General features: G+C 50.0%; 15 protein-coding genes. 6 read left to right on the top strand and 9 right to left on the bottom strand.

What is annotated here, in order from left to right:
• Positions 1–382 precede the first annotated feature (382 nt).
• Complete coding sequence (locus DYD62_RS06920; protein ID WP_115226664.1) at positions 383–1,606, top strand: HAMP domain-containing sensor histidine kinase; 1,224 nt, start codon at positions 383–385, stop codon at positions 1,604–1,606.
• Between the two features lie 82 nt (positions 1,607–1,688).
• Here the strand turns inward: DYD62_RS06920 and DYD62_RS06915 are convergent, their stop codons facing one another.
• Together DYD62_RS06915 and DYD62_RS06910 are read right to left on the bottom strand one after the other, a co-directional pair.
• Positions 1,689–2,192: a GNAT family N-acetyltransferase gene (locus DYD62_RS06915; protein ID WP_233702881.1), complete on the bottom strand. Its 504-nt coding sequence runs from the start codon at positions 2,190–2,192 to the stop codon at positions 1,689–1,691.
• A gap of 3 nt (positions 2,193–2,195) precedes the next feature.
• On the bottom strand, positions 2,196–2,975 hold the full coding sequence (locus DYD62_RS06910) for a substrate-binding periplasmic protein (RefSeq protein ID WP_115226663.1): 780 nt from the start codon (positions 2,973–2,975) through the stop codon (positions 2,196–2,198).
• 129 nt (positions 2,976–3,104) lie between these two features.
• Here DYD62_RS06910 and DYD62_RS06905 point away from each other — a divergent pair, with 129 nt between their 5' ends.
• From DYD62_RS06905 to DYD62_RS06895, 3 genes are all read left to right on the top strand, one after another.
• On the top strand, positions 3,105–3,650 hold the full coding sequence (locus DYD62_RS06905; RefSeq protein ID WP_115226662.1) for a chorismate--pyruvate lyase family protein: 546 nt from the start codon (positions 3,105–3,107) through the stop codon (positions 3,648–3,650).
• 120 nt (positions 3,651–3,770) lie between these two features.
• Positions 3,771–4,631, top strand: coding sequence for a 4-hydroxybenzoate octaprenyltransferase (gene ubiA, locus DYD62_RS06900; RefSeq protein ID WP_115228230.1), 861 nt, complete (start codon positions 3,771–3,773; stop codon positions 4,629–4,631).
• Positions 4,632–4,695: 64 nt separating this feature from the next.
• A complete protein-coding gene (locus DYD62_RS06895) occupies positions 4,696–5,370 on the top strand; it encodes a hypothetical protein (RefSeq protein ID WP_115226661.1) in 675 nt (224 codons plus the stop codon).
• Positions 5,371–5,405: 35 nt separating this feature from the next.
• Here DYD62_RS06895 and DYD62_RS06890 read toward each other — a convergent pair whose 3' ends face one another.
• The 6 genes from DYD62_RS06890 to DYD62_RS06865 form a co-directional block, all read right to left on the bottom strand.
• Positions 5,406–5,954 carry an NUDIX domain-containing protein gene (locus tag DYD62_RS06890; protein ID WP_099397068.1) on the bottom strand — a complete coding sequence of 183 codons (549 nt, stop codon included), beginning with the start codon at positions 5,952–5,954 and terminating at the stop codon, positions 5,406–5,408.
• Positions 5,955–6,121: 167 nt separating this feature from the next.
• The gene (gene dcm, locus DYD62_RS06885) at positions 6,122–7,510 is read right to left on the bottom strand and encodes a DNA (cytosine-5-)-methyltransferase (protein WP_115226660.1); all 1,389 of its coding nucleotides are present in this window, start codon (positions 7,508–7,510) and stop codon (positions 6,122–6,124) included.
• Between the two features lie 242 nt (positions 7,511–7,752).
• Positions 7,753–10,200: a glycogen/starch/alpha-glucan phosphorylase gene (locus DYD62_RS06880; protein WP_115226659.1), complete on the bottom strand. Its 2,448-nt coding sequence runs from the start codon at positions 10,198–10,200 to the stop codon at positions 7,753–7,755.
• Between the two features lie 561 nt (positions 10,201–10,761).
• Positions 10,762–12,198, bottom strand: coding sequence for a glycogen synthase GlgA (gene glgA / locus DYD62_RS06875; protein WP_115226658.1), 1,437 nt, complete (start codon positions 12,196–12,198; stop codon positions 10,762–10,764).
• Positions 12,199–12,445: 247 nt separating this feature from the next.
• Positions 12,446–13,714: a glucose-1-phosphate adenylyltransferase gene (gene glgC, locus DYD62_RS06870; RefSeq protein WP_115226657.1), complete on the bottom strand. Its 1,269-nt coding sequence runs from the start codon at positions 13,712–13,714 to the stop codon at positions 12,446–12,448.
• Between the two features lie 150 nt (positions 13,715–13,864).
• Positions 13,865–15,478, bottom strand: coding sequence for an NAD(P)/FAD-dependent oxidoreductase (locus tag DYD62_RS06865; RefSeq protein ID WP_115226656.1), 1,614 nt, complete (start codon positions 15,476–15,478; stop codon positions 13,865–13,867).
• A 591-nt stretch (positions 15,479–16,069) separates the two neighbouring features.
• Between DYD62_RS06865 and DYD62_RS06855 the strand changes: the two genes are divergently transcribed.
• Both DYD62_RS06855 and DYD62_RS06850 read left to right on the top strand, forming a co-directional pair.
• Complete coding sequence (locus DYD62_RS06855) at positions 16,070–18,082, top strand: bifunctional 2',3'-cyclic-nucleotide 2'-phosphodiesterase/3'-nucleotidase (RefSeq protein WP_115226654.1); 2,013 nt, start codon at positions 16,070–16,072, stop codon at positions 18,080–18,082.
• 81 nt (positions 18,083–18,163) lie between these two features.
• Entirely contained in the window at positions 18,164–18,904 is a 741-nt protein-coding gene (locus tag DYD62_RS06850) for a tetratricopeptide repeat protein (RefSeq protein ID WP_115226653.1), read from the top strand.
• Between the two features lie 95 nt (positions 18,905–18,999).
• Here DYD62_RS06850 and DYD62_RS06845 read toward each other — a convergent pair whose 3' ends face one another.
• A complete protein-coding gene (locus DYD62_RS06845) occupies positions 19,000–21,723 on the bottom strand; it encodes an ImpA family metalloprotease (protein ID WP_165928680.1) in 2,724 nt (907 codons plus the stop codon).
• Between the last annotated feature and the right edge of the window lie 8 nt (positions 21,724–21,731).

Below are 21,731 nucleotides of genomic sequence, written 5' to 3'. Positions count from 1 at the left end.
ACCCCATAGGCGCTAAGCAAAATCAAAAAGATCTTTTTAGTGCCTGCGCCACGTAGATTTTGGAGCGGTAGCCACCGCAGGGCCTTCCTTTCTTGCTTCGCCAAGAAACGAAGCCAAAGAAGGCGACCCCACGAAACACGAAGGCCCCTTCGCTGTGGACAATCGGGTCGGCGGCGGGCGGGATTGGCTCGTTCCTCGCTCCCTTGCCGAAACCCCGCCCCGCTTGTTCCTCGCTTCGGCGTGTTTCAAGGGGACTTTGAAGCCCTGTGCAAAGAACGTAGCTATTATGCTTTTTCGCTGTTTGCTAAAAAAACAATTTGGTTAGCACGTATGGGGTTTCTCCCGCCCTACATCAAATATCACCCTGCTAAAAGGACTCCTCGTGCGGCATAAGCTTTACTGGCAGATTTACTTTACCGTTGTTGGCAGCCTAGTGTTATTTGCACTTCTGGCGGGGCTACTTTATCAATGGCATGACGATCAACCGCCTAGGCGATTAATCCACGGCACGGCTAATTTGCTGGCTGCGGCGCTTCCGCATGCTGATCGCCCTGTTAGCGAGCAAGCAGCCGCTTTTACCCTGCTGACTCAGGAATTCGATATCCCCATCAGCCTCTATGCAGCCGGCGGGCAAATCATTGCCAGCGTGGGCGAGCCTTTGGAACCCATGCAGGATAAGCCGCGTATTTTTCAATTACGCCTGCCTGATCAGCGCCTGATTCTGGTTGGCCGCCCACCGCATCGGGAAAAAAGCCCCGGCCTATTAGCAGGCTTTGCCATGCTGGCACTGGCCATTGCCATTGCGGCCATCCCCTTAACACGCAAGCTGACCCGCCGCCTAGAAGCGCTCGCCAATCAACTGGATGCCTTAGGGGAAGGGGATTTTTCTGTGCGCTTACCGGTACATGGCAAGGACGAGGTATCCCGGCTGTCGATGCGCTTTAACCGCGCCGCCGGGCAAATTGCCGAGCTGCTGAATGCACATAAAAACCTGCTTGCCCATGCCTCGCACGAATTGCGCTCGCCACTGGCCCGCCTGCAAATGGCCGCCACCCTGCTGGGCGATCATGCCCCTGCTCATTTACAAAAAGAGCTAAGCCAGAATATCAGCGAGCTCAATGAGCTGGTCGAAGAAATCCTGCTGATGAGCCGCCTTGATGCACGGCCAGAAAGCCTGCAAACCCAGCGCATTGATTTACTTGAGCTGTGCCAGATTGAAGCCGTACCTTACCATGCCAGCGTAAAGGGGCCTGATACTGATACCGAAATTGAAGCAGACCCGCGCCTCTTAAAACGCCTAATCCGCAATCTCTTAGAAAACGCCAGACGCTATGGCGCAGCGCCATTCAGCATCCGCATTGATTCCGGCGCGGATGGCGTACTGCTTTATATTTGTGATCAGGGCCCAGGCATTGCAGCGGCCGCGCAGCCCCATATCTTCGAGCCCTTTTACCGCCCGCCAGGCACGCCCGAAGGCAAAGGTGGCCACGGACTGGGGCTGGCGCTGGTGAAACGCATCGCCGAACATCATGGCGGGGACGTTGAATATCAAACGCCAGCTGAAGGAGGGAGTTGTTTTAAGGTGAGTTTGAAAAGAACAATTTAAAGCCCAAAGTACCCGCAGATTTACAAGTACATTAAACTTATCCGGACTAGGCAGCCGACCTTAAACCACCGCGCTTCATAGATCAGGTCACACTTTCATCTTCCGCCAGCCACTGATACATCACCAACGTATCTACAAAACCCAGCTGCTTATGCCGGTAAGCTTTAGGTACCCTGCCAATCACTTCAAAACCCAGCTTTTGCCACAGCGCCACGGCCACGGTATTGCTTGAAACCACCGCATTAAATTGCATGGCTTTAAAACCCAGCGCTAAGGCCCGCTGTTTAGAATGCTGGCACAGTGCTTTGGCCACGCCTTTGCCTCTGGCTGCGTCTGCCACCATATAGCCGCAATTGCTTACATGCGCCCCCGGGCCGCTGGCATTAGCTTTAATAAAATAGCTGCCCAACACCCTATCGTTTTCTACAGCAGCAAAGGTTTCGACGGGCAAAGTGCACCACAGATCAAAGGCCTGCTGCTCAGTTAAACGCGGATCAAATGCATAGGTTTCTTCTGCCTGAATAATTGCAAAAAACACTGGCCAGAAGCGGGTGAATAATTCGGGGGTCATTGCAACAATATTCATTCATTATTTCTCGCGTAAATAAACAGGAATGCGTTTTTTTAAAAACTTATCACGCTCATCGCCAATTTTTTTCCAGATACACGCAGCCAGATTAGGGTGCTCTGCATAAAAAGATTGACTGAAAATTAAAAAATAATCTTTTGTACTGATATCCGGCTCTAAACGCCGTATTTTAAATTTTTTATGCTGCTCTAAAAAAGCATCACCCACATTTTGCTGGGTTGCATAGGCATCAATACGACCTGCGTTTAATTTGGCGAAGTTATTTTCAACACTGAGCGCCGCTTCATAGGGAATATTAAGCCGCTCCAGATCTTTAACAACCGACCATCCCATATTAGCCCCCACTTTGCCCCTTAAACCCGTCAGGCTCTTCCCATCCCAAACCAGCTTTGATGTCTGATTGACAAAAAAAGCGTAACTCAGCGTTGTTAAACGCTGGCTGTGATCGGGCAATTCATCGCGCATTGGGTAAACAGCAAAAGCGGCACGCTCCCCGGTATAAGAGAGCATGAGCACGCCTTGAATCAAATTACTTTTTAAACTGTTTAATAATCGCAAAGGCGGATAGCGTTCAAATTCCGGCACAATACCGCAGTACGTTGCTGCAACACGTACCTGTTCAATAGCAATTCCTGGTAAAGCCTGTAATTGCAGGCTGTCGCCCATGATATAAGGAGGCGATGACTGCTGATTCACCCCGATACGCAGGGTAATCTCCTGCGCAGCGGCCACTGGCAGCCCCGCCAGAAAACTGATCCCCAAAAGCTTCACTTTATTCATTTTTCCAGCTTAGCAGTAAAGCGCTAAGACTCCCGTTGCTCATCACATCAAACTGATAATATGCCTGCCTGCACACAAGCAAGCTGACACTGCTTATAATCTAGCCTCTGTTCACCCTGGCGCATTTTTATGTCTTTGCCGCATTACTGGCGCACTCCCCTTTGTCTTGCCCCCCGCCTTCTTCACCCTTGGCTTACCGAACGCGGCTCTCTGACCGCCATGCTGATGGCGCATTTTCCTGACATTACTGTGCGGGTGCTGTTTCAGGGCTGGCAAAAAGCCCATCCGGACGAAGCAGATAAGCTAAGCCAGCAGGGACATATCGCCTGCCGCGAAGTGCTGTTGCAAAGCGGGCAAACGCCACTGGTTTACGCCCACAGCATCACCAGCGCATCCGCTTTGCGCAAGGGTTTTCATTTGTTTGGCCGCACCGGCAGCCGCCCCTTAGGCGCTTTACTCTTTGCTGATCCCACCATCCGCCGCTCCGGGCTGAGCTGGTGCTGCATAGATCAGCGCCATCCGCTCTGGCAAAAAGCACAGGCCGCGGTGGGCTCTTTGCCACAAAGGCTATGGGCGAGACGTTCGGTATTTTATGCAGGGCACGACCAGCTATTGGTCACCGAAGTATTTTTGCCTGCGCTGTTAAAATCCCAATGCTTTGTAATGGGCAAATAAAACCACATTCCCCCAAAAATGTAAGCAATCACTTTCTCCATGCTAACTGGATCACAGGCCTTGACGCCAGCGCCTTCGCCCAGCAAAGTAAGCGCACATTTTACTGACAGCCCAACCACTATGCGATCTCGCCTTCCCGCCTTTGCTCGTCTGATGCGTCTCGACAAACCCATTGGCACTTTATTATTACTTTGGCCTACCTTGTGGGGATTGTGGTTTGCCAGCAATGGCCATCCAGACCCAATGCTGCTACTGATTTTTTGCCTAGGCACCTTCCTAATGCGTGCCGCAGGCTGCTTGATCAACGACTATTGCGATCGTGATTTTGATGGCCATGTTGAGCGCACTAATAAAAGACCTTTAGTGTCTGGCGAAGTAAAGCCTAAAGAAGCGCTTTTACTCGCAGCCGTACTCTTATTAGCGGCCCTTGTTTTGGTGCTACCTTTAAACCGGCTCACACTCTTACTCACTATTCCTGCCGCTTTTCTTGCCGCCACTTATCCGCTCACTAAGCGCTTTTTACCCTTGCCACAGGCCTATTTGGGAATCGCTTACAGCTTTGGGATTCCCATGGCCTTTGCCGCCCAAACCGGCAGTGTGCCTGCCTTTGCATGGATTTTACTGCTGGCAAATTTACTCTGGACAGTGGCTTATGATACCGAATACGCCATGGTTGACCGGCCTGACGATTTAAAAATCGGCATTAAAACCTCGGCCATCACCTTTGGCCGCTTCGATGTGACCGCGGTGATGCTCTGCTTTACAGGCTTTATCGCCCTGATGGCGTGGCTAGGATTAGAGAGCCAGCGCGGCATGGTTTACTTTATTTCGCTGCTGATTGCCAGCGGCCTGATCGCCCAGCAATACAGCCAGATCATGGCCCGCGAGCCCGCCGCTTGCTTTAAAGCCTTTCTAAGTAATAATCGAGTGGGCGCGGTGATTTTTATGGGCTTGGTTTTAGATTATGGGCTTAGCCACTGATTTCATGGAAAGTAGCGGTCTGCTCTTCACCCGATGAGCCCCTCTGCCGACGGAGACCCCCCGAATGAAAAAGATCATCACCGCCCTGCTGCTCACCTGCCTGAGTACGGCTGCTTTTGCAGAAGTGAAAAATACAAAAAACCTGCCCGGCCATTATTATCTGCAAGGCATACGAGAAGTGGGCTCTGAATTATTACTCAGTAAAGATGGTCAATTTCAGTGGATGACAAGCTATGGCGGCTTCGATCAATTTGCCCAGGGCTCATGGCATCTGGAAAAAGACAAAGTGATACTGGTCTCCAGCCCGCAAGCTGAAAACCCGGCATTTCGCCTATTCAGTGATGAAGAAATGCGGATTAATAAGCCAGCAGAAGCAGGAACATGGGTAGCCATCACGGGCGTGCCCGGGCTGGGGCCCATTCCTGGGATTGAAGTCAGATTTGAAAGTAAATCAGGCAAAATATCTGACGCCATCACGGATAAAAATGGTGATGCCATTATTGAGATGCCCGAAAGTGAAGAGTGGGCCAGAGCAGCACTTCGCAAAGGTAAAAGCGCATGGCAATGGTTTGACATTCCTGCAGAGCGCCGTCAGGAAAGGCTGGCCGCTTTTGCCTGCCTAGACAGAAACCAGGCAAGGCCGGTGCCATTTGAAAAGCTACCACTGCAAATAGAAGAAGACGGTTTACGTATTGTTGATGACAGCGTTCCGGCGCGGCTTATTTACGTCAAACAATAAGGCGCTAATGCACAGAGCCCAGCAGGCTCTGTGCATTAGCCACGCAACATCTTCTCTGCCCAGAAAATCCCGGCAACCGTTTTGCCATCGGTAATCGATCCATCCAGCACGCCAGCAATCAGATCATCAAGGCTTACGGCAACGCATTCTACAAACTCACCTTCATCCAGCTGAGGCTTGCCCGCGGTTAAGTTTTGCGCCAGGTAAAAATGAATTTCTTCGTTGGTGTAGCTGATAATCGGATGGTGAACGCCCAGCTTTTGCCATTCTTGCGCGGTGTAGCCGGTTTCTTCTAATAGCTCACGCTGGCCGCAAGCCAGCGCATCCTCACCGGCATCTAGCTTGCCCGCAGGAAACTCCAAATACACGCGGTGCATAGGGTAGCGATATTGCCGCTCCATCAAGAGCTTGCCGTCCGGCAATACCGGGATAATCATCACCGCACCGGGGTGAATCACATATTCACGCGTGGCTTGGCTGCCATCAGGCAGGCGTACGGTATCGCGGTTGATATGCAAAAGCGCGCCATCAAAAACCCGCTCGCTGCTGATTTTTTCTTCAATTAAATGTTGATCTTTTTGCATGGATTCCGGCATTTAAGTCATTAAAAAGTTTTACAGACACAGCGCGGAACAAACCGCCGCTGTTTTTTATCTCTTGCCTGCCATGGTTTCATCATCACGCTTATTGCAGCGGGTGCAGGATCAGCCTTTCAGGGCATGTGTTGCACGACCTGATCGCACGCATATTTTTACAGCGGATGGCTAGGCTGTGTACATCGCTCATCGATATCCAGCCGAAGTTGTTCATATCTGGCGGCAATTGCGGCAGTAATACGGGGCTGCATCAGCCGGGCAATTGCTGAAAAAACCGGCACAACAACAGAGTTTCCAAACTGCTTATAGGCCTGCGTATCTGAAACGGGGATCCTAAATTCGCTGCTTCCTGCGCTGTCATACCCCATCAGCCTAGCGCATTCACGCGGGGTAAGGCGGCGGGGCCGGTTTTTAATATTTTGCGAATCATAAAAATCTTTACTCTGATCAAAGCCGCGGTCAAGCAGAATTTCAGAGCCATCTTTGTAATAACGTGCGGACAACGTGCGAGTAATATCGTTTTCTTTGACAAGGCCATAACCAAAACCATTGCCTTTGGCCTTATGCTTGATCGAATAATTAAAAAGATATTCCCACAGTTTTTCAGTCAAGATGTACTTGCTATCCACCTGCGGCTCCAGAATATCCCCCAGAACAGGCTTCACTTTTGGAAAGAAGCGGCTGATATCCCTCAGGGTAAAGCCTTCATGAATACCTAGGTCTTTGCGAAAGCCCACCAGCGCAATCCGCTCCCGGTGCTGGGGAACAAAATGCTGGCCGTCCACAATTTTAGGATCGGCAGCGCCATCGTCATGGGCATCTGCCACCCAATAACCCAGCTCATCCAGCGCTTCCATAATCACTTTAAACGTCTTGCCCTTATCATGACTTTTCAGGTTTTTAACGTTTTCCAGCAAAAAAGCAACCGGGCGCTTTACTTCCAGTATTTTGGCCACATCAAAAAACAGCGTTCCCTGGGTTTTACATTCAAATCCATGCACACGGCCCATAGAGTTTTTCTTAGAAACCCCGGCAATAGAAAAAGGCTGGCAGGGAAAGCCAGCCAGCAGAACATCATGATCCGGAATCATCCGGTTAATATTCTGAAAAACCTCTTCAGCCGTTACATTTTCCCGCTCACTCAGGGTGACTTTACGAATATCGTCGTTAAAGCGGTGCAGCGGGTCTGCATAGTGATTGGCTTTGTAGGTTCTGACCGAGTAAGCATTCCATTCGCTGGTAAATACGCAGCGCCCGCCTGCGGCCTCAAAGCCTTTGCGGATGCCGCCAATCCCGGCAAACAAATCAATAAAATCAAAACCAGGCCGCCGGTAATGTGCGGGTCGCGCGGGCAACAGGCTTTGCAGTGCTTCAAATTCATGCTGGCTCAGGCGCGGCTGAGCTTTGCCATTGATCCAGCGGCTAAGGGTATCCCGGCTCCAGTGCCCTGGTGTGATATCGTCCAAAAACCCTGCAATAAACTTTTCGTCATATATTTCTAAAACAGACTGGAGCAGTCTTAATTCTTCATTGTGTTCGGACATGCCGGTAAACCTTCGCGCTGGATTAAATCTATGGCGTATTTTCACACAATTAACCCGGCGACTCCAGAACGAGCGTTCTATTTTACCTGCATGTTTTTACCCTATTGGGTATAAAACTAAAAACAAGAGCTTAGCGCAAAACATATTTTTTGCCCGCTGATAAAATAACACTGCAAATACGGCCATCGATAATCATAAAAAGATGTAATCCCTTTATTGAACACCACTCACTGCGGCAGCCATTACAATTTAACACTGCTGCTATTCCATATTTTACGGGCGTATTCGCTGATACTGCGATCTGATGAAAAACGTCCCATTCCGGCCACATTCAGCAGGGCTTTTCTATGCCATTCAAATGGCTTTAAATACAGCGCATCAACTTTTCCCTGCACTTTTACATAATCTGCAAAATCTGCCAATAATTGATAATGATCTCCCCAATTAACCAGTAAATCAAAAATAACCCGATAGCGCTCTGGCTCTTCTGGGCTAAAAAAACCAGATGCAATTTGATTTAAAACCTCATGCAAAACCGGATCGGCCTCATAAACAGCACGCGGATTATAAGATTCCTGCCGCAGGCGCTGCACATCATCGCTATTATTGCCAAATATAAAAATATTATCTGCACCTACCGCTTGGCCAATTTCAATATTTGCGCCATCCAGTGTGCCAATTGTTAAGGCACCATTTAATGCAAATTTCATATTGCCTGTGCCCGATGCCTCCGTGCCTGCAGTAGAGATTTGCTCGGATAAATCGGCAGCCGGAATAATGATTTCAGCGAGGCTTACGCTGTAATTGGGAATAAACACCACTTTCAGCTTATCGCCCACCCGGCTGTCATGGTTTATTTTTGCACCAATATCATTCATCAGATGAATCAATAATTTAGCCAGCTTATAAGCCGATGCGGCTTTACCGGCAAAAACCACCACCCTTGGCACGGTAGCTGCATCTGGATTTTTTAAAATAAAATTATAGCGGGCAACCACATGCAACAAATTAAGTAATTGCCGTTTATATTCATGAATGCGTTTTACCTGCACATCAAATAAAGCATCCGGCGAAACCACACCGCCTAAATGCGTGGCGATATAGCGTACTAAGCGCTCTTTATTGGCTCGCTTCGCCTGCATAAAATCAGTAATAAACGCTTCATCCTCAGCCAGAGGCTTTAACTCGGCTAATTCATCTAAATTAACCCGCCATGTTCTGCCTATTTGATGATCAATTAATGCAGCCAAAGGCCGGTTGGCCTGAGCCAGCCAGCGTCTTGGCGTAATACCATTGGTGACATTAGTAAAACGCTCTGGAAAAATTCGCGCAAAATCGGCAAAGATAGTTGATTTCATCAACTGCGAATGCAGCGCCGAAACGCCATTCACTTTATGGCTGGCCACTACGGCAATATAAGCCATACGTATTTTTCGCTCGCCCGATTCATCCACCAAAGAAACGCGGCGAATTAAATCGGCATCATCCGGAAAGCGCTGTTTTACCCCGGAAAGAAATTTCGCATTAATATCAAAGATAATTTTTAAATGCCGGGGCAGCCAGTGTGCAAACATCTCTACCGGCCAGGTTTCGAGTGCTTCACTCATTAAAGTATGATTAGTGTATGAAAAAATCTTTTGCGTATATCCCCAAGCGGCATCCCAATCAAGATGATATTCATCCATTAAAATTCGCATTAATTCTGGCACCGCCAGCACAGGATGTGTATCGTTTAAATGAATAGCAGCTTTATCGCTCAGCTGATTAAAATCTTCATGGGTTAATAAATAACGGTGCACAATATCCTGTAAAGACGCTGAAACAAAGAAATATTCTTGCCGCAGTCTTAATTCTTTACCATGCTGAGTAGAATCATCAGGGTATAAAACTCTAGAAACATTTTCACTATGGTTTTTTTCCTCTACCGCAGCAATATAATCCCCCTGATTGAACATATGTAAATTAATGCTGCGCGAAGCCCTGGCCGACCAAAGCCTGAGTGTATTGGTTGCGGTGGTCTGATAGCCAGGAATTATATAATCATAAGCCATCGCCAATACATCTTGCGTATCCAGCCAACGCACCGTATTGCCTGCTGTTTCTATACGGCCGCCAAATTGCACCACATATTGAACTTCATCTCTGGGAAATTCCCACACATTTAAAGCAGACAACCAAGTGTCGGGCGCTTCGACTTGCTGGCCATCAATAATGCGCTGCTTAAACATGCCAAAATCATAACGAATACCATAAGCAAAACCCGGCACGCCCATAGTGGCCATTGAATCTAAAAAACACGCAGCCAGCCTGCCCAGCCCGCCATTACCCAAAGCCGCATCCGGCTCGTAATCCAGAATCTCATTTAAATCCACGCCCATTTCATCGAGAGCCTCTTTGACCGGCTCAAATAATTCCAACGCTAGGAGCGCATTGGATAAAGCGCGGCCAATTAGAAACTCCATCGATAAATAATAAACCCGCTTTAAATCCTGAGAATACTGCGCCCGTGTGGTGCGCATCCAGCGCTCCACCAGCCTATCACGCACCGCCAAAAAAGTGGCATTCAACCAATCTTTAGGTTGAGCCACAATCGGATCTTTACCAATAAAAAACACCAGCTTATTGGCAATGGCATGTTTTAAAGCATCGCTGTCATTACCGGGCGAATCGTATTCAAAAGATACCGTCATGGGGTGCTCCTTTATAAGAAACATCAACTGCTTGTTACATGCCTTATTAACTGATGTTACGCAGTGATCATCTTTTTAGTGCCTTCGGCACGTTAATTTTGGCGCGGTATCCCCGCGGGGGACTCCCTTTCTTGAACGACCAAGAAAGGAAGCAAAGAAGGCCGCCCCACGAAACACGAAAGCCCCTGCGCTGCGGACAATCGAGTCGGCGGCAGGCGGGATTGGCTCGTTCCTCGCTCCCTGGCCGAAACCCCGCCCCGCTTGTTCCTCGCTCCGGCGTGTTTCAAGGGGAGATTTAAGCCCCGTGCTACTCGCTGCGATACGAATTCTAATCGCTGGGTATTAAACACTAAAAACCTATGAAACAACTTAATTCAAGCCTTGTTTTTCTTCGTGTTTCAAGATTTGGGTTTGGCTGCGTAACATCAGTTATTAACGAGCTTAACAATCATTTTTTATTGAAAAAACTCAAAACCCTCGCCAGCGGCCTAATCCAGAAATTGCTTTTCTCAGTGCGCTCTGTGTCCTCAGCATTCTCTGTGTCTACAGACTTTTTTACCCTCATTCACCAATCAACCTTTCATACAAAGCCATATACTGCGCTGCCGCGGCGCTCCAGCCAAAATCGACTTGCATGGCGCTGCGGCGGGTGGTTTTCCAGTCTTTAGGCCGATGCCATAGGATAAAGGCGCGACGCAGCGCTTTTGTCAGGGCGGTGGTATTAAAATCATCGAAGACAAAGCCGGTAGCGCTGGCGTCTTCTAGGTTTTCTAGGCTGCAATCAATCACTGTATCGGCCAGCCCACCCACCCGCCGCACCAGCGGCAAAGCGCCGTATTTCAGGGCATAGAGCTGAGTAAGGCCGCAGGGTTCAAAGCGGCTGGGCACAAGCAGCACATCGGCGGCCGCCATAATGCGGTGCGAGCAGGCTTCGTCGTAGCCAATTTGCACAGCTATTTGCGTGGGATTGGCTGCTGCAGCGGCTTTAAATGCGCCTTCCAAGGCCGTATCTCCCCCACCCAGCAGCACAAACTGCCCGCCACGACGGGTGATTTCATCCAGCGCGGCCAGCACCAGATGCAAGCCTTTTTGCTCAGTGAGGCGGCTGACTACAGCAAACAGCGGCTGATCGCTGCATTGATCCAAACCCATGCGTATTTGCATATCCAGCTTGCATTTAGCCTTGCCCTGCATTTTTTCTAAGCTGTAATTAGCGGCGATCAGCGGGTCAAGATTCGGGCTCCATACCTGATCATCTACGCCATTTAAGATGCCGCTTAGATCGGCTTTGCGGGTTCTGAGCAGGCCATCTAAGCCGCAACCCTGCTCGTCATGGGTGATTTCACAGGCATAACGCGGGGAAACAGTCGTGATATGGTCACAAAAATACAGCCCTGCTTTCATAAAAGAAATCTTGCCGTGAAACTCCAGCCCTTCCAGCGAAAAAAACTCAGGCGGTAGTTCTAAGCTGGCAAAAGCGGCGGCCGGAAACACGCCCTGATACGCTAGGTTGTGCACGGTAAACACGCTTTTTGCAGGCCGCCCCGCAGCCACTAAGTAAGCGGGTACAAGGCCCGCATGCCAATCATGAGCATGCACCAGCTCTGCCCGCCAGTATGAATCCAGACCGCTGGCCAGCCTTGCGGCCACCCAGCCCAAAAGAGCAAAACGCAGATGATTATCACTATAAGGCTGCTGCCCCACATCAAGATATGGGCTGCCAGGGCGATCAAAGCAATGCGGCGCATCAATCACATACACGGCAATGCCGCTGTCCGTATGGCCAAATAAAATCCTCACCGGCCCTGCCATGCTGTTAACGGCAGCCACTTCGCCATCCATATTCAGCCCCGCCAAAATCGCCGGAAAGCCCGGCAAGAGCACGCGCACATCGCAAGCCAAAGCCCCCAGCGCCAGCGGCAAAGCCCCCGCCACATCAGCCAGCCCGCCGGTTTTTAACAGCGGAAACAGCTCGGCACAAACATGTAACACGCGCATAAATGGCTACCCTTGAATTGGTTTTTACAAAAATGATGCGGACACTAAGAACACCGGGAAAACCTAAGATGATTACCGGTTTTTTAATACGATTTATTTACTGTGTCGTGGTTTTATGTCGTGAGTGCAACTTCCTAGTTTCTACATGGGATTTTTTCACCTGTGCATATTGGGTTACGCCGATTTATCCGCCAAAAGCTGCGAATAAACCAGCCAACCCAACCTAAGCCTCACTCCTGATCTCTGATCACAGCTTCGCCAGCATTTCCCTTGTGACCAGCACCACGCCGCCTTCAGAGCAATAAAAACGTTGCTCGTCTTTGCTGCGGTCCTCGCCAATCACCGTGCCTTCAGGAATTTGGCAACCTCGGTCGATTACACAGCGGCGCAGTCGGCTGGAGCGGCCTACGGTGACCGATGGCAAAATGACTGCCGAATCAATGGCACAAAAAGAATGCAAACGCACTTTAGAAAACAGCACCGAGTTATTAACCAAAGAGCCAGAAACAATGCAGCCGCCAGAGACCAGCGAATTTAAAGTCATGCCGTGGCTGCCGTTGATATCCTGCACAAATTTGGCGGGTGACAATTGCTCTTGGTGGGTCCAGATGGGCCAGTTTTTATCGTAAATATCCAGCTCTGGCAGCACCGACGCGAGGTCTAAATTGGCTTCCCAATAAGCATCTACCGTACCCACATCCCGCCAGTAGGGCGCGGCACTGGCATCGCTCGATACGCAGGAGGCGCTGAACGGATGGGCCAGCGCACGGCCTTCGGCCACAATGCGCGGAATAATATCTTTACCAAAATCGTGGGAGGATTCTTCATCGGCCAGATCTTCGGCCAGCATGCGATTAATATAATCCGCATTAAAAACATACACGCCCATCGATGCCAAAGCTTTATCGCTTTTATTAGGCATAGCGGGCGGATCGGTCGGTTTTTCAATAAAGGCGGTGATTTTTCGCTCTTCATCCACCGCCATTACGCCAAAAGCAGAGGCGTCAACCCGATCCACTTCGATACAGGCAATGGTGCAGGCCGCGTTGTTTTCAACATGATCGAGCAGCATGCGGGAGTAATCCATTTTATAAATATGGTCCCCCGCCAGAATCACCACATATTGCGCTCTGTAGCTGCGGATAATATCCAGATTCTGAAATACTGCATCGGCGGTGCCGCGATACCAGTGTTCTTCATCCACCCTTTGCTGCGCAGGCAAAAGATCAATAAATTCATTCATTTCATTACGCAAAAAAGACCAGCCGCGCTGTAAATGCCGGAGCAGGCTATGCGATTTATATTGGGTAATTACGCCAATGCGGCGAATGCCGGAATTCAGGCAATTAGACAGGGCAAAATCAATAATCCGGTACTTGCCACCAAAATGCACCGCAGGCTTGGCGCGATGATTGGTTAAATCTTTTAAACGAGAGCCCCGGCCACCGGCCAGCACCAGCGCCACTGCCTGATTGGGGAGCTGGCGGGCTAAAACCAGCTTATCTATTGCTTCCATCTCACCACTCCCGTCTGCCTGCTTGTATGAATATTAAGCAAGCTTGGAAGTAATTTCTTAGAAAGATTTTTAATCCAGATCAATCAATACGCCCGTGGGCACAAAAGTGCCCACGGTTTGATGCAAAAACAAAGTATTTATCTGCAGATTTTAAGACTGCTTATTCAATATGCTTAAAGCCACCGCCTCGGCAATTTTAATGCCATCCACCCCGGCCGATAAAATGCCGCCTGCGTAACCCGCGCCTTCACCTGCAGGGAACAGACCCTTGGTATTGATGCTTTGCAGCGTGTCGTTATCACGCTTGATCCGTACCGGTGAAGAAGTACGCGTTTCCACGCCGGTAAACAGCGCGTCACTCATGCCAAAGCCTTTAATTTGCTTATCAAAGGCAGGCATTGCTTCGCGAATAGCAGTAATGGCGTATTCAGGTAAGCAATCGGCCAAGTCAGTTAAATGCACACCAGGTGTATACGAAGGCACCACCACACCAAATTCGCTTGAAGGCTTGCCCGCAAGGAAATCACCCAGTTTTTGAGCTGGGGCCTGATAAGTACTGCCGCCCACTTCAAAAGCCTTACTTTCCCACTTACGCTGCAGCTCAATCCCTGCCAACGGATGGCCAGGGAAATCTTCTTCCGGCGTAATTCCCACCACAATTGCGGCATTGGCATTGCGCTCATTACGCGAATACTGGCTCATACCGTTGGTGACTACCCGGCCAGGCTCGGATGCAGCGGCCACCACCGTACCACCGGGGCACATACAGAAGCTGTACACCGAACGGCCATTGCTGGCGTGGTGCACCAGTTTGTAATCTGCCGCGCCCAAAATCGGATGGCCTGCGCTTGGGCCAAAACGGGCAGTATCAATCACGGTTTGCGGATGCTCTACACGGAAACCCAGAGAAAACGGCTTGGCCTCCATATACACGCCCTGCTCGAATAATTTGTAAAAGGTATCGCGTGCGCTATGGCCAATTGCCAGCACCACATGCTTAGAATGGATTTTTTCGCCACCGGCCAGCTCAACGCCTTCCACCTGGCCATCCTGCAAAATCAGCTGCTCTACCTTGCTGGAAAAGCGCACTTCGCCGCCAAGCTCAATAATATTGGCACGCATGCTTTCAACCATGCTGACTAAGCGGAACGTACCAATATGGGGTTTGCTGACGTACATAATCTCGTCCGGCGCGCCCGCTTTTACAAACTCTTGTAATACTTTATGTCCAAGATGCTTAGGGTCTTTAATCTGGCTATAAAGCTTGCCGTCAGAAAACGTACCCGCGCCGCCTTCTCCGTATTGCACATTTGATTCAGGATTTAGCACGCCCTTGCGCCACAAGCCCCAAGTGTCTTTGGTGCGCTCACGCACGGCCTTACCACGCTCTAAAATAATTGGCTTGAAGCCCATTTGCGCCAGTAACAGGCCAGCAAACAAGCCACAGGGGCCGGTACCAATCACAACGGGGCGATCAGTCAATCCTTCCGGCGCGTGGCCTACATATTGGTATTCAATATCAGGCGATACCATGATGTGGCGATCGGCTTTCAAACGCTTCAGCACCGCCGCTTCATTTTTGACTTCTGCATCAAGAGAGTAAATCAGCAGGATGGCAGCACGTTTACGTGCATCGTAGCTACGTTTAAAGATACTAAAGCTGATCAGATCAGACTCTGACACCGCAAGACGCTTAAGCAGTGCCTGTTTCAGCTCGTCTTCCGAATGATCGAGCGGCAGTTTTACTTCATTTATTCTTAACATTCTGTCTTTCCGAAATTCAAGGTGCGCGCAATGCGCTTGATTTGATTATTTTAGACCGTGCCTGAAATAATCAAACAAAACCACGCCACGCGGATTCAACCCGCTATTTTGCCGGTTTTCTGCGCATCGTGCAGAACTATGGCGATGCAAATAAACCCGCCCACCGCCAATCCGTGCATCTGCAGCTGATAAAACGCAAAAATGTCTTAAATGGCTAACCACAGACGGCACTGCATTTCCAGTGTTCTGCCCGGATAGCGGCCTGATGCGCTTTAAGGGGTAATCAGAGCGAAATACGATAGATTTACAGCTGAAGGATGGCCTCTGGCCTTACATGGATTACATCAGGCAGCAAAGCACTCAAAAATAGCCTGGAAAAACAGCAAGCCCGATTTGGCCTGCCCAAGCTATTTTCTTCAATCTGTCATGTGAATACTGAGCAGGCTATTGCCTTTTTTGATAATTCAAGAGCACAAGAAACCCAGCGTCATAAAAAATTAACCATTTTGCAACACAAATATAGTCTTACTGCAAAGTTCAAACCTTACTCTCGCGCCTTCACATAAAAGCCCAAGGGCATAAGAGAGAGCAATGCGCATCACATTACTAGCCAGCTTAATTTGCAGCTCGCTGCTTTTAGCAGCATGCAATGACAGCGATACAGACACGCCCGCCGCTGCACCGGTCACCCCGCCCCCAGCCGCAGGCACCAAGCTTGATTTAGCCGTACTGCAAACCACCGATTTGCACGCCAATGTGCTGAGCTACGATTACTACAAAACCACCGAAGACAATACCCTTGGTTTTGAACGCACCGCCACGCTGATCGATGCTGCGCGTAAAGAAAACCCGAACAATCTGCTGGTTGATGATGGCGACACCATTCAGGGCACATCGCTTTCCGACTTCCAGTCGCAAGTTGAGCCGGTCAAATGCGATACGCCGCTGGCAATCCATAAAGCCATGAATTTAATGAAATATGATGCCGGTAATATCGGTAATCACGAGTTTAACTACGGTCTGAAATACCTTGGCCAAGTAACGGGCACTTCCATGAAGGCTGGCCCGGAAGCAGGTCAAAAATGTACAGGCCCGGCTTTCCCGCTGATCACATCGAATGTGAATAACGCCAGCGATGGCAAGCCGCTGTTTGATCCTTATGTCATTCTGGATCGCACCTTTAAAAGCGCAGATGGTAAAGATATCAAGCTGAAAGTCGGTGTGATCGGCTTTACTCCTCCTGGCATTATGGATTGGGACAAACGTAATCTGGATGGCAAAGTCAGCGTATTAGGCATTGTGGACGCGGCAAAAAAATACGTTCCGGAAATGAAAGCCAAGGGTGCGGATATCGTGGTTGCGCTGGCGCACAGCGGCATTTCTGCGGCTGAATACAGCCCAAGCATGGAAAACGCCGTTTACTACCTAGCTAAAGACGTACCAGGCATTACCGCGATTGTTTCCGGCCACTCGCACAGCTTCTTCCCGGATAAAAAGAACTACGCCGGTATCAAAAATGTTGATAACGAAAAAGGCCTGGTCAACGGCGTTCCAACCGTGATGTCCGGCTTCTGGGGCAACACACTGGGCGTGCTGAAGTTGAATCTGGAATTCGATGGCAAAGCATGGAAAACCAATAATTCGCAAGGTGAGCTCAAATCAGTCAGCAGTAAAGATGCCGCAGGCGTAGTGACTGCCGTACCGGTTAAAGCAGAAATCGCCAAGCTGATCGAAAAAGAGCATCTGGGCACCATTAAATATGTCACCGGCGCAGTTGGCAAAACGGACTACCGCATCAGCTCCTTCTTCTCGCAAGTGGGTGCAACTTCATCGATGCAACTGATTAATTTGGCACAAACCGATTATGTAGCCAGCTATATCAAGGCCAATGCACCGCAATACGCCAAGCTGCCTATCCTCTCGTCAGCTGCTCCCTTTAAAGTGAACTTCCGTGGCACGGGCTTTACCGACATTGCGGCAGGCGATGTAGCGATCAAAAACATTGCCGACCTGTATCTCTATCCAAATACCTTACAAGCCGTGAAGATTGATGGCGCGGCGGTCAAACTTTGGTTAGAAAAAGCGGCCGAGCAATTTAATAAAATTGATCCAAGCAAAACAGCGGATCAGGACTTAATCAACGGCAGCTTCCCTTCGTATAACTTTGACCAGATCAGCGGCATTTCTTACGAAATTGACGTCACCAAAGATAAAGGCAGCCGTATCGTCAATATCACCTTTGATGGCAAACCGCTGGATCTGAAAGCTGAATTCATCGTTGTGACCAATAACTACCGTGCCAGCGGTGGTGGCGGCTTTGCTGGCCTTGATGGCAGCAAAACAATTATCGACAGCGGCGAAGGCAACCGTGAAATCATTATTAACTACGTGAAAGCGCAAAAAACACTGACGCTGGCAAAACAAGGCGCAGTAGCCAACTGGCGTTTTGCCAAGGTTAAAACAGCGGGCAAGGTGCTGTTTGAATCTTCAGCAGATGCGGCAGCTGAAAGCGTGGCGCGTCAGGACAAAATCGACAATGTGTTTCTTGATTCCACCAAAGCGGACAAGAGCGCATCGGTATTCCGTATTGACCTGAGCAAATAAGATTTAAGTAAGCAAACTTGTCACTGCAATAAAATCTGCCTGCCTTGGCTGCCTGCCTGGGCAGGCAGATTTGGAGTTTTTATGAAAGCTTTTTCCAAATCCACACAATGGATACTCGCCCTTGCCGTACTTATTGCGATGGCAACCGGCATCAAACAATATCAACAGCACAAACAAAACCAAGCATTGGCCATGCCCGATGCCGCCGTGCAACAGCTTAAATTAAATGCAGCTCAGTCACAGCTGAAAGAAATCGCAAATGCAGGCCACCCGCTTGCAGCAAGGCTGATTGCCGAGCAAACAGAAGACAAACAAGAAGCCGCAAAATGGTATGAAAAATCAGCCGAAGCAGGCGATCAAAAATCCCGCTACCAGCTGGGTCTTGCCTATTTAAAAGGCACAGGCGTGACGCAAAATGCCCAAAAAGCACGGCTCTGGTTTAGTACTGCCGGTAAACAGGGGCTTTATCAGCTGGGCATGATGACGCTTAAAGGCGAAGGCGGCGCTAAGGACCAGGCTAAAGGCATCGCCATGGTAGAAACCGCGGCCCAAAACCACGACCCGGCCGCGATCTACACCCTAGGCAACTGGTATCGCTATGGCGACTATGTAAATCAAGATCTTCAGCTGGCCGTTAAACACTACAAACAAGCCGCTAATCTGCAATATGTACCCGCACTGCAAGAGCTGGCACTCGCACTTGAAATGGGCGAAATGGGCCTAGATATCAACCCCGCCCAAGCCCACAGCCTCAGCGAAATGGCCGGCCATATCAGCCATTGCAAGCAAGATCATACGAATGAAGTGAAGGTGTTTGATTAAAGGGCTTGCTCATCCAATCGCTATGCAATGCTCAGACTATGATTTGCCCAATAAAAAGCCCACGTTCACCGTGGGCTTTTCTCTATATAGGCCATTTATTGCGGATAGGCTGGGGTTGATGCAGATAGATCCAGCCATTTGCCACTGGAAACCTGGTTGAATTTCTTTTGAGTAAGCGCATAAAACTGCTCTGTGGCAAGCGGCAGCTTTAGATCGGCCACCGAATCCAGCGCGCTCTGGCTAAGTGGCAGGCCATACATCACAAATATTTTACGCACATCCTGCCCGATGATTTTGGAGCTTAAGACATAGAGCAGCTCATGATTGCTGATGGTGTTATTGGCGTAACGGCTCATGCCATATTTATTGCCGGCTTCCCATTCCTTGCTCACCAAGCGATCGGCTTTTGTCAGCAGGGTAAAGTAATCCATGCTGGCCTGCATACCCGGCACAGCTTCTTTGGCTCGGTATTTACTGAACAGAAAAGCCAGCTGAAAATGCACCGCCCGCATCGGGTCCTGAGTATCACCACCCCAGAGGCGATTTTCCATATCGGCACGTTGTGCTTCACCACTCTTGCCACTTTGGCGGTTTTGCACAATGTACTGATAAAGAGCGGGGTGATCAGTGATATGACCGTTATCTATTCCGGTGAGTGCGTACTGGCGCATCATATGGGCGCTGGCTAGGATATTGTTATCACACTCAACGAGGCAGCCTTTGCCATTGAGCTCGATATGCATCACACGCTGCACGGTGTTGTGGCCCAGCTCATGGGCGTGCCCCCAGCCTGTGCCGCTGATCCCGGCAAAGCCATCCGAAGGATTACCTGAACACAGATAGCCGCAAGCCGCTATCCAGCCTACAAAATGCTGCACACCCGGTGCGCTGTGGATTGGCCCGTCGCACGTCCAGCCCAGTTGCGTACACAACGTGGCCACATTAGCCGACATCGGCATATTGCTGTAGCCATTGGCAATATGGTTTGAATCGAACAACATGCCTTTGATTTGATCGACGATATAGACTTTAGGCTCCAGATTGCCCATCGCCTCGTTGGCGTAATGAATGGTCTGCTGGATTTCGCCCCCCACAAACTTGGCGGTTTGCCAGCCAAAATCTTTACGCTTTAAAGCGGCAATGGCCTCGTTGATCTCTGCATCACTTTGCTCCTTAGTGAAATCAAAGTGAGCATATTTGGCTGCACCACGAATTTTCAACGTCACACTTTGGCCTGCAGTAGCACCCACATAATTTAAATACAGCGGGCCGCCAAAAGGTGTTACCAATACCGTTTCACCGCTTGATTTAAGCGGAATCGTAAACGAGTGCGGACGGCGTGGGCGCTTATAGCCCTCGCTCACATCATCGGTTAGCGGGTTGCCCCAGGTGCGCAGATAATTACTTTGCACGCCCAGCTTGCCATTACTTGCCAGCACTTCGATATAAACCGGCTTACCTGGTACTGCAGCCCTGCCAATCGCCGTTACGCCATCAGCCTGAGCTATCGTCACTTCAATCGTTTCGGCACTGCCGCTTACTGGTAATTGCTGCGCAGCCTGCGGCATAAAATCGCCCTGCCCCGCGCGAGCCACCGTGGTATTCGCACGGTTAAATGCCAGCCATGAATCAGAAGCATAGGTGCGCAAAAATTCGGCAGGCTGAGTGCTGCGATTAATTTTGCCGTATTCAATATCTGGGCGGTACAGATCCGCCCACAAAACCAGCAGCTGATGAAGATCTGCAGTAGGCTCTGCAAACACATCTCCCCCCGTACTCTGCAAGCTATCCAGCTCTTTATGTATTGCCGTAATCGCATCGGCAGACGAGGTGTCTTTACTTAAATCTAGGCTTACGCTGCTACTGCTCATCTGTTGAATGGCTTGTATCAACAGCGCCAGCTTGTCCCCCTGCTTAAGGGCATCACTCACCGTACGCTGGCTGCCTGCCGACATTCCCGCCGTGCTTGCAAAATAGTTACCGCCATAGCCACCCAAATCCATGCCTAGGGCTTGCAATACTTTGCGCCCGCCTGTCGAATCTCCCCAGTTGGGGTGCATATAGATCACAGCTTTGCCGCTTTCTAAATATTTACGGACCTGGCGGCTTAGCTCCGCATCGTCTCGTACCCCCGCGCCAAAGAACAACACGTCGGCATCCTGCCAGCAGCTATTGGTGCTGGCGGCCAGATCGCAGGCCTGGGCTTGCGGCGTTTTGCCCATGCGGGTCAGCAGTTTAGTCACACTCCTAGCATCGTAGCCCGCCGTGGCAAATTTAACGGTGGCGGGTAATGGCCCAGCCGCCTTGCCTGTTACCACCCAATTAAAGGCACGGCTGAACAAAGCAAAGTGCTGATTCTCTTTTGATTGATCGGCCATCCAAGCCAGCACATCCGCGCCATAAGCCAGACCGCGCCCCTTGCCATATTGGCTGATTGCCGCCATGCCTCGGCCTTCATCCGACACCATTAATGGCGTGGCCATGGTAGACAGGCTTGGCGTAATTAAATTGCTGTTTTTGCTTAAATTAAGCGTCAGATCAAGGCTGGCACCGCCATAGATATCGCTTAGCGCGGTATTGTTCTGCTGCTGATAGCGCTGAGCCAGCAGCAAAGCCTGCTGCAATAACAGTGTGCGATGTGAAGCGTTTAGCCCTGCCGTACTGCCATTTTTAACCGCCGTCGCAATTAAACTTGCATCACTGCTGCTGATGGGCACATTTACCGGGGGTGAAACGGATGGTGAATCAGAGCTGCCACTGCCACCACAAGCTGTAAGCACGCCCAGCATCAGCATGCTCAGAAGAGATTTATATTTCATCAGGGGAA

Origin of the sequence: Iodobacter fluviatilis (assembly GCF_900451195.1) — a bacterium.
GTDB classification, from domain to species: Bacteria; Pseudomonadota; Gammaproteobacteria; order Burkholderiales; family Chitinibacteraceae; genus Iodobacter; species Iodobacter fluviatilis.
Note: the sequence above shows the minus strand (reverse complement) of the source record. Positions and strands in the feature narration are given on the sequence as shown.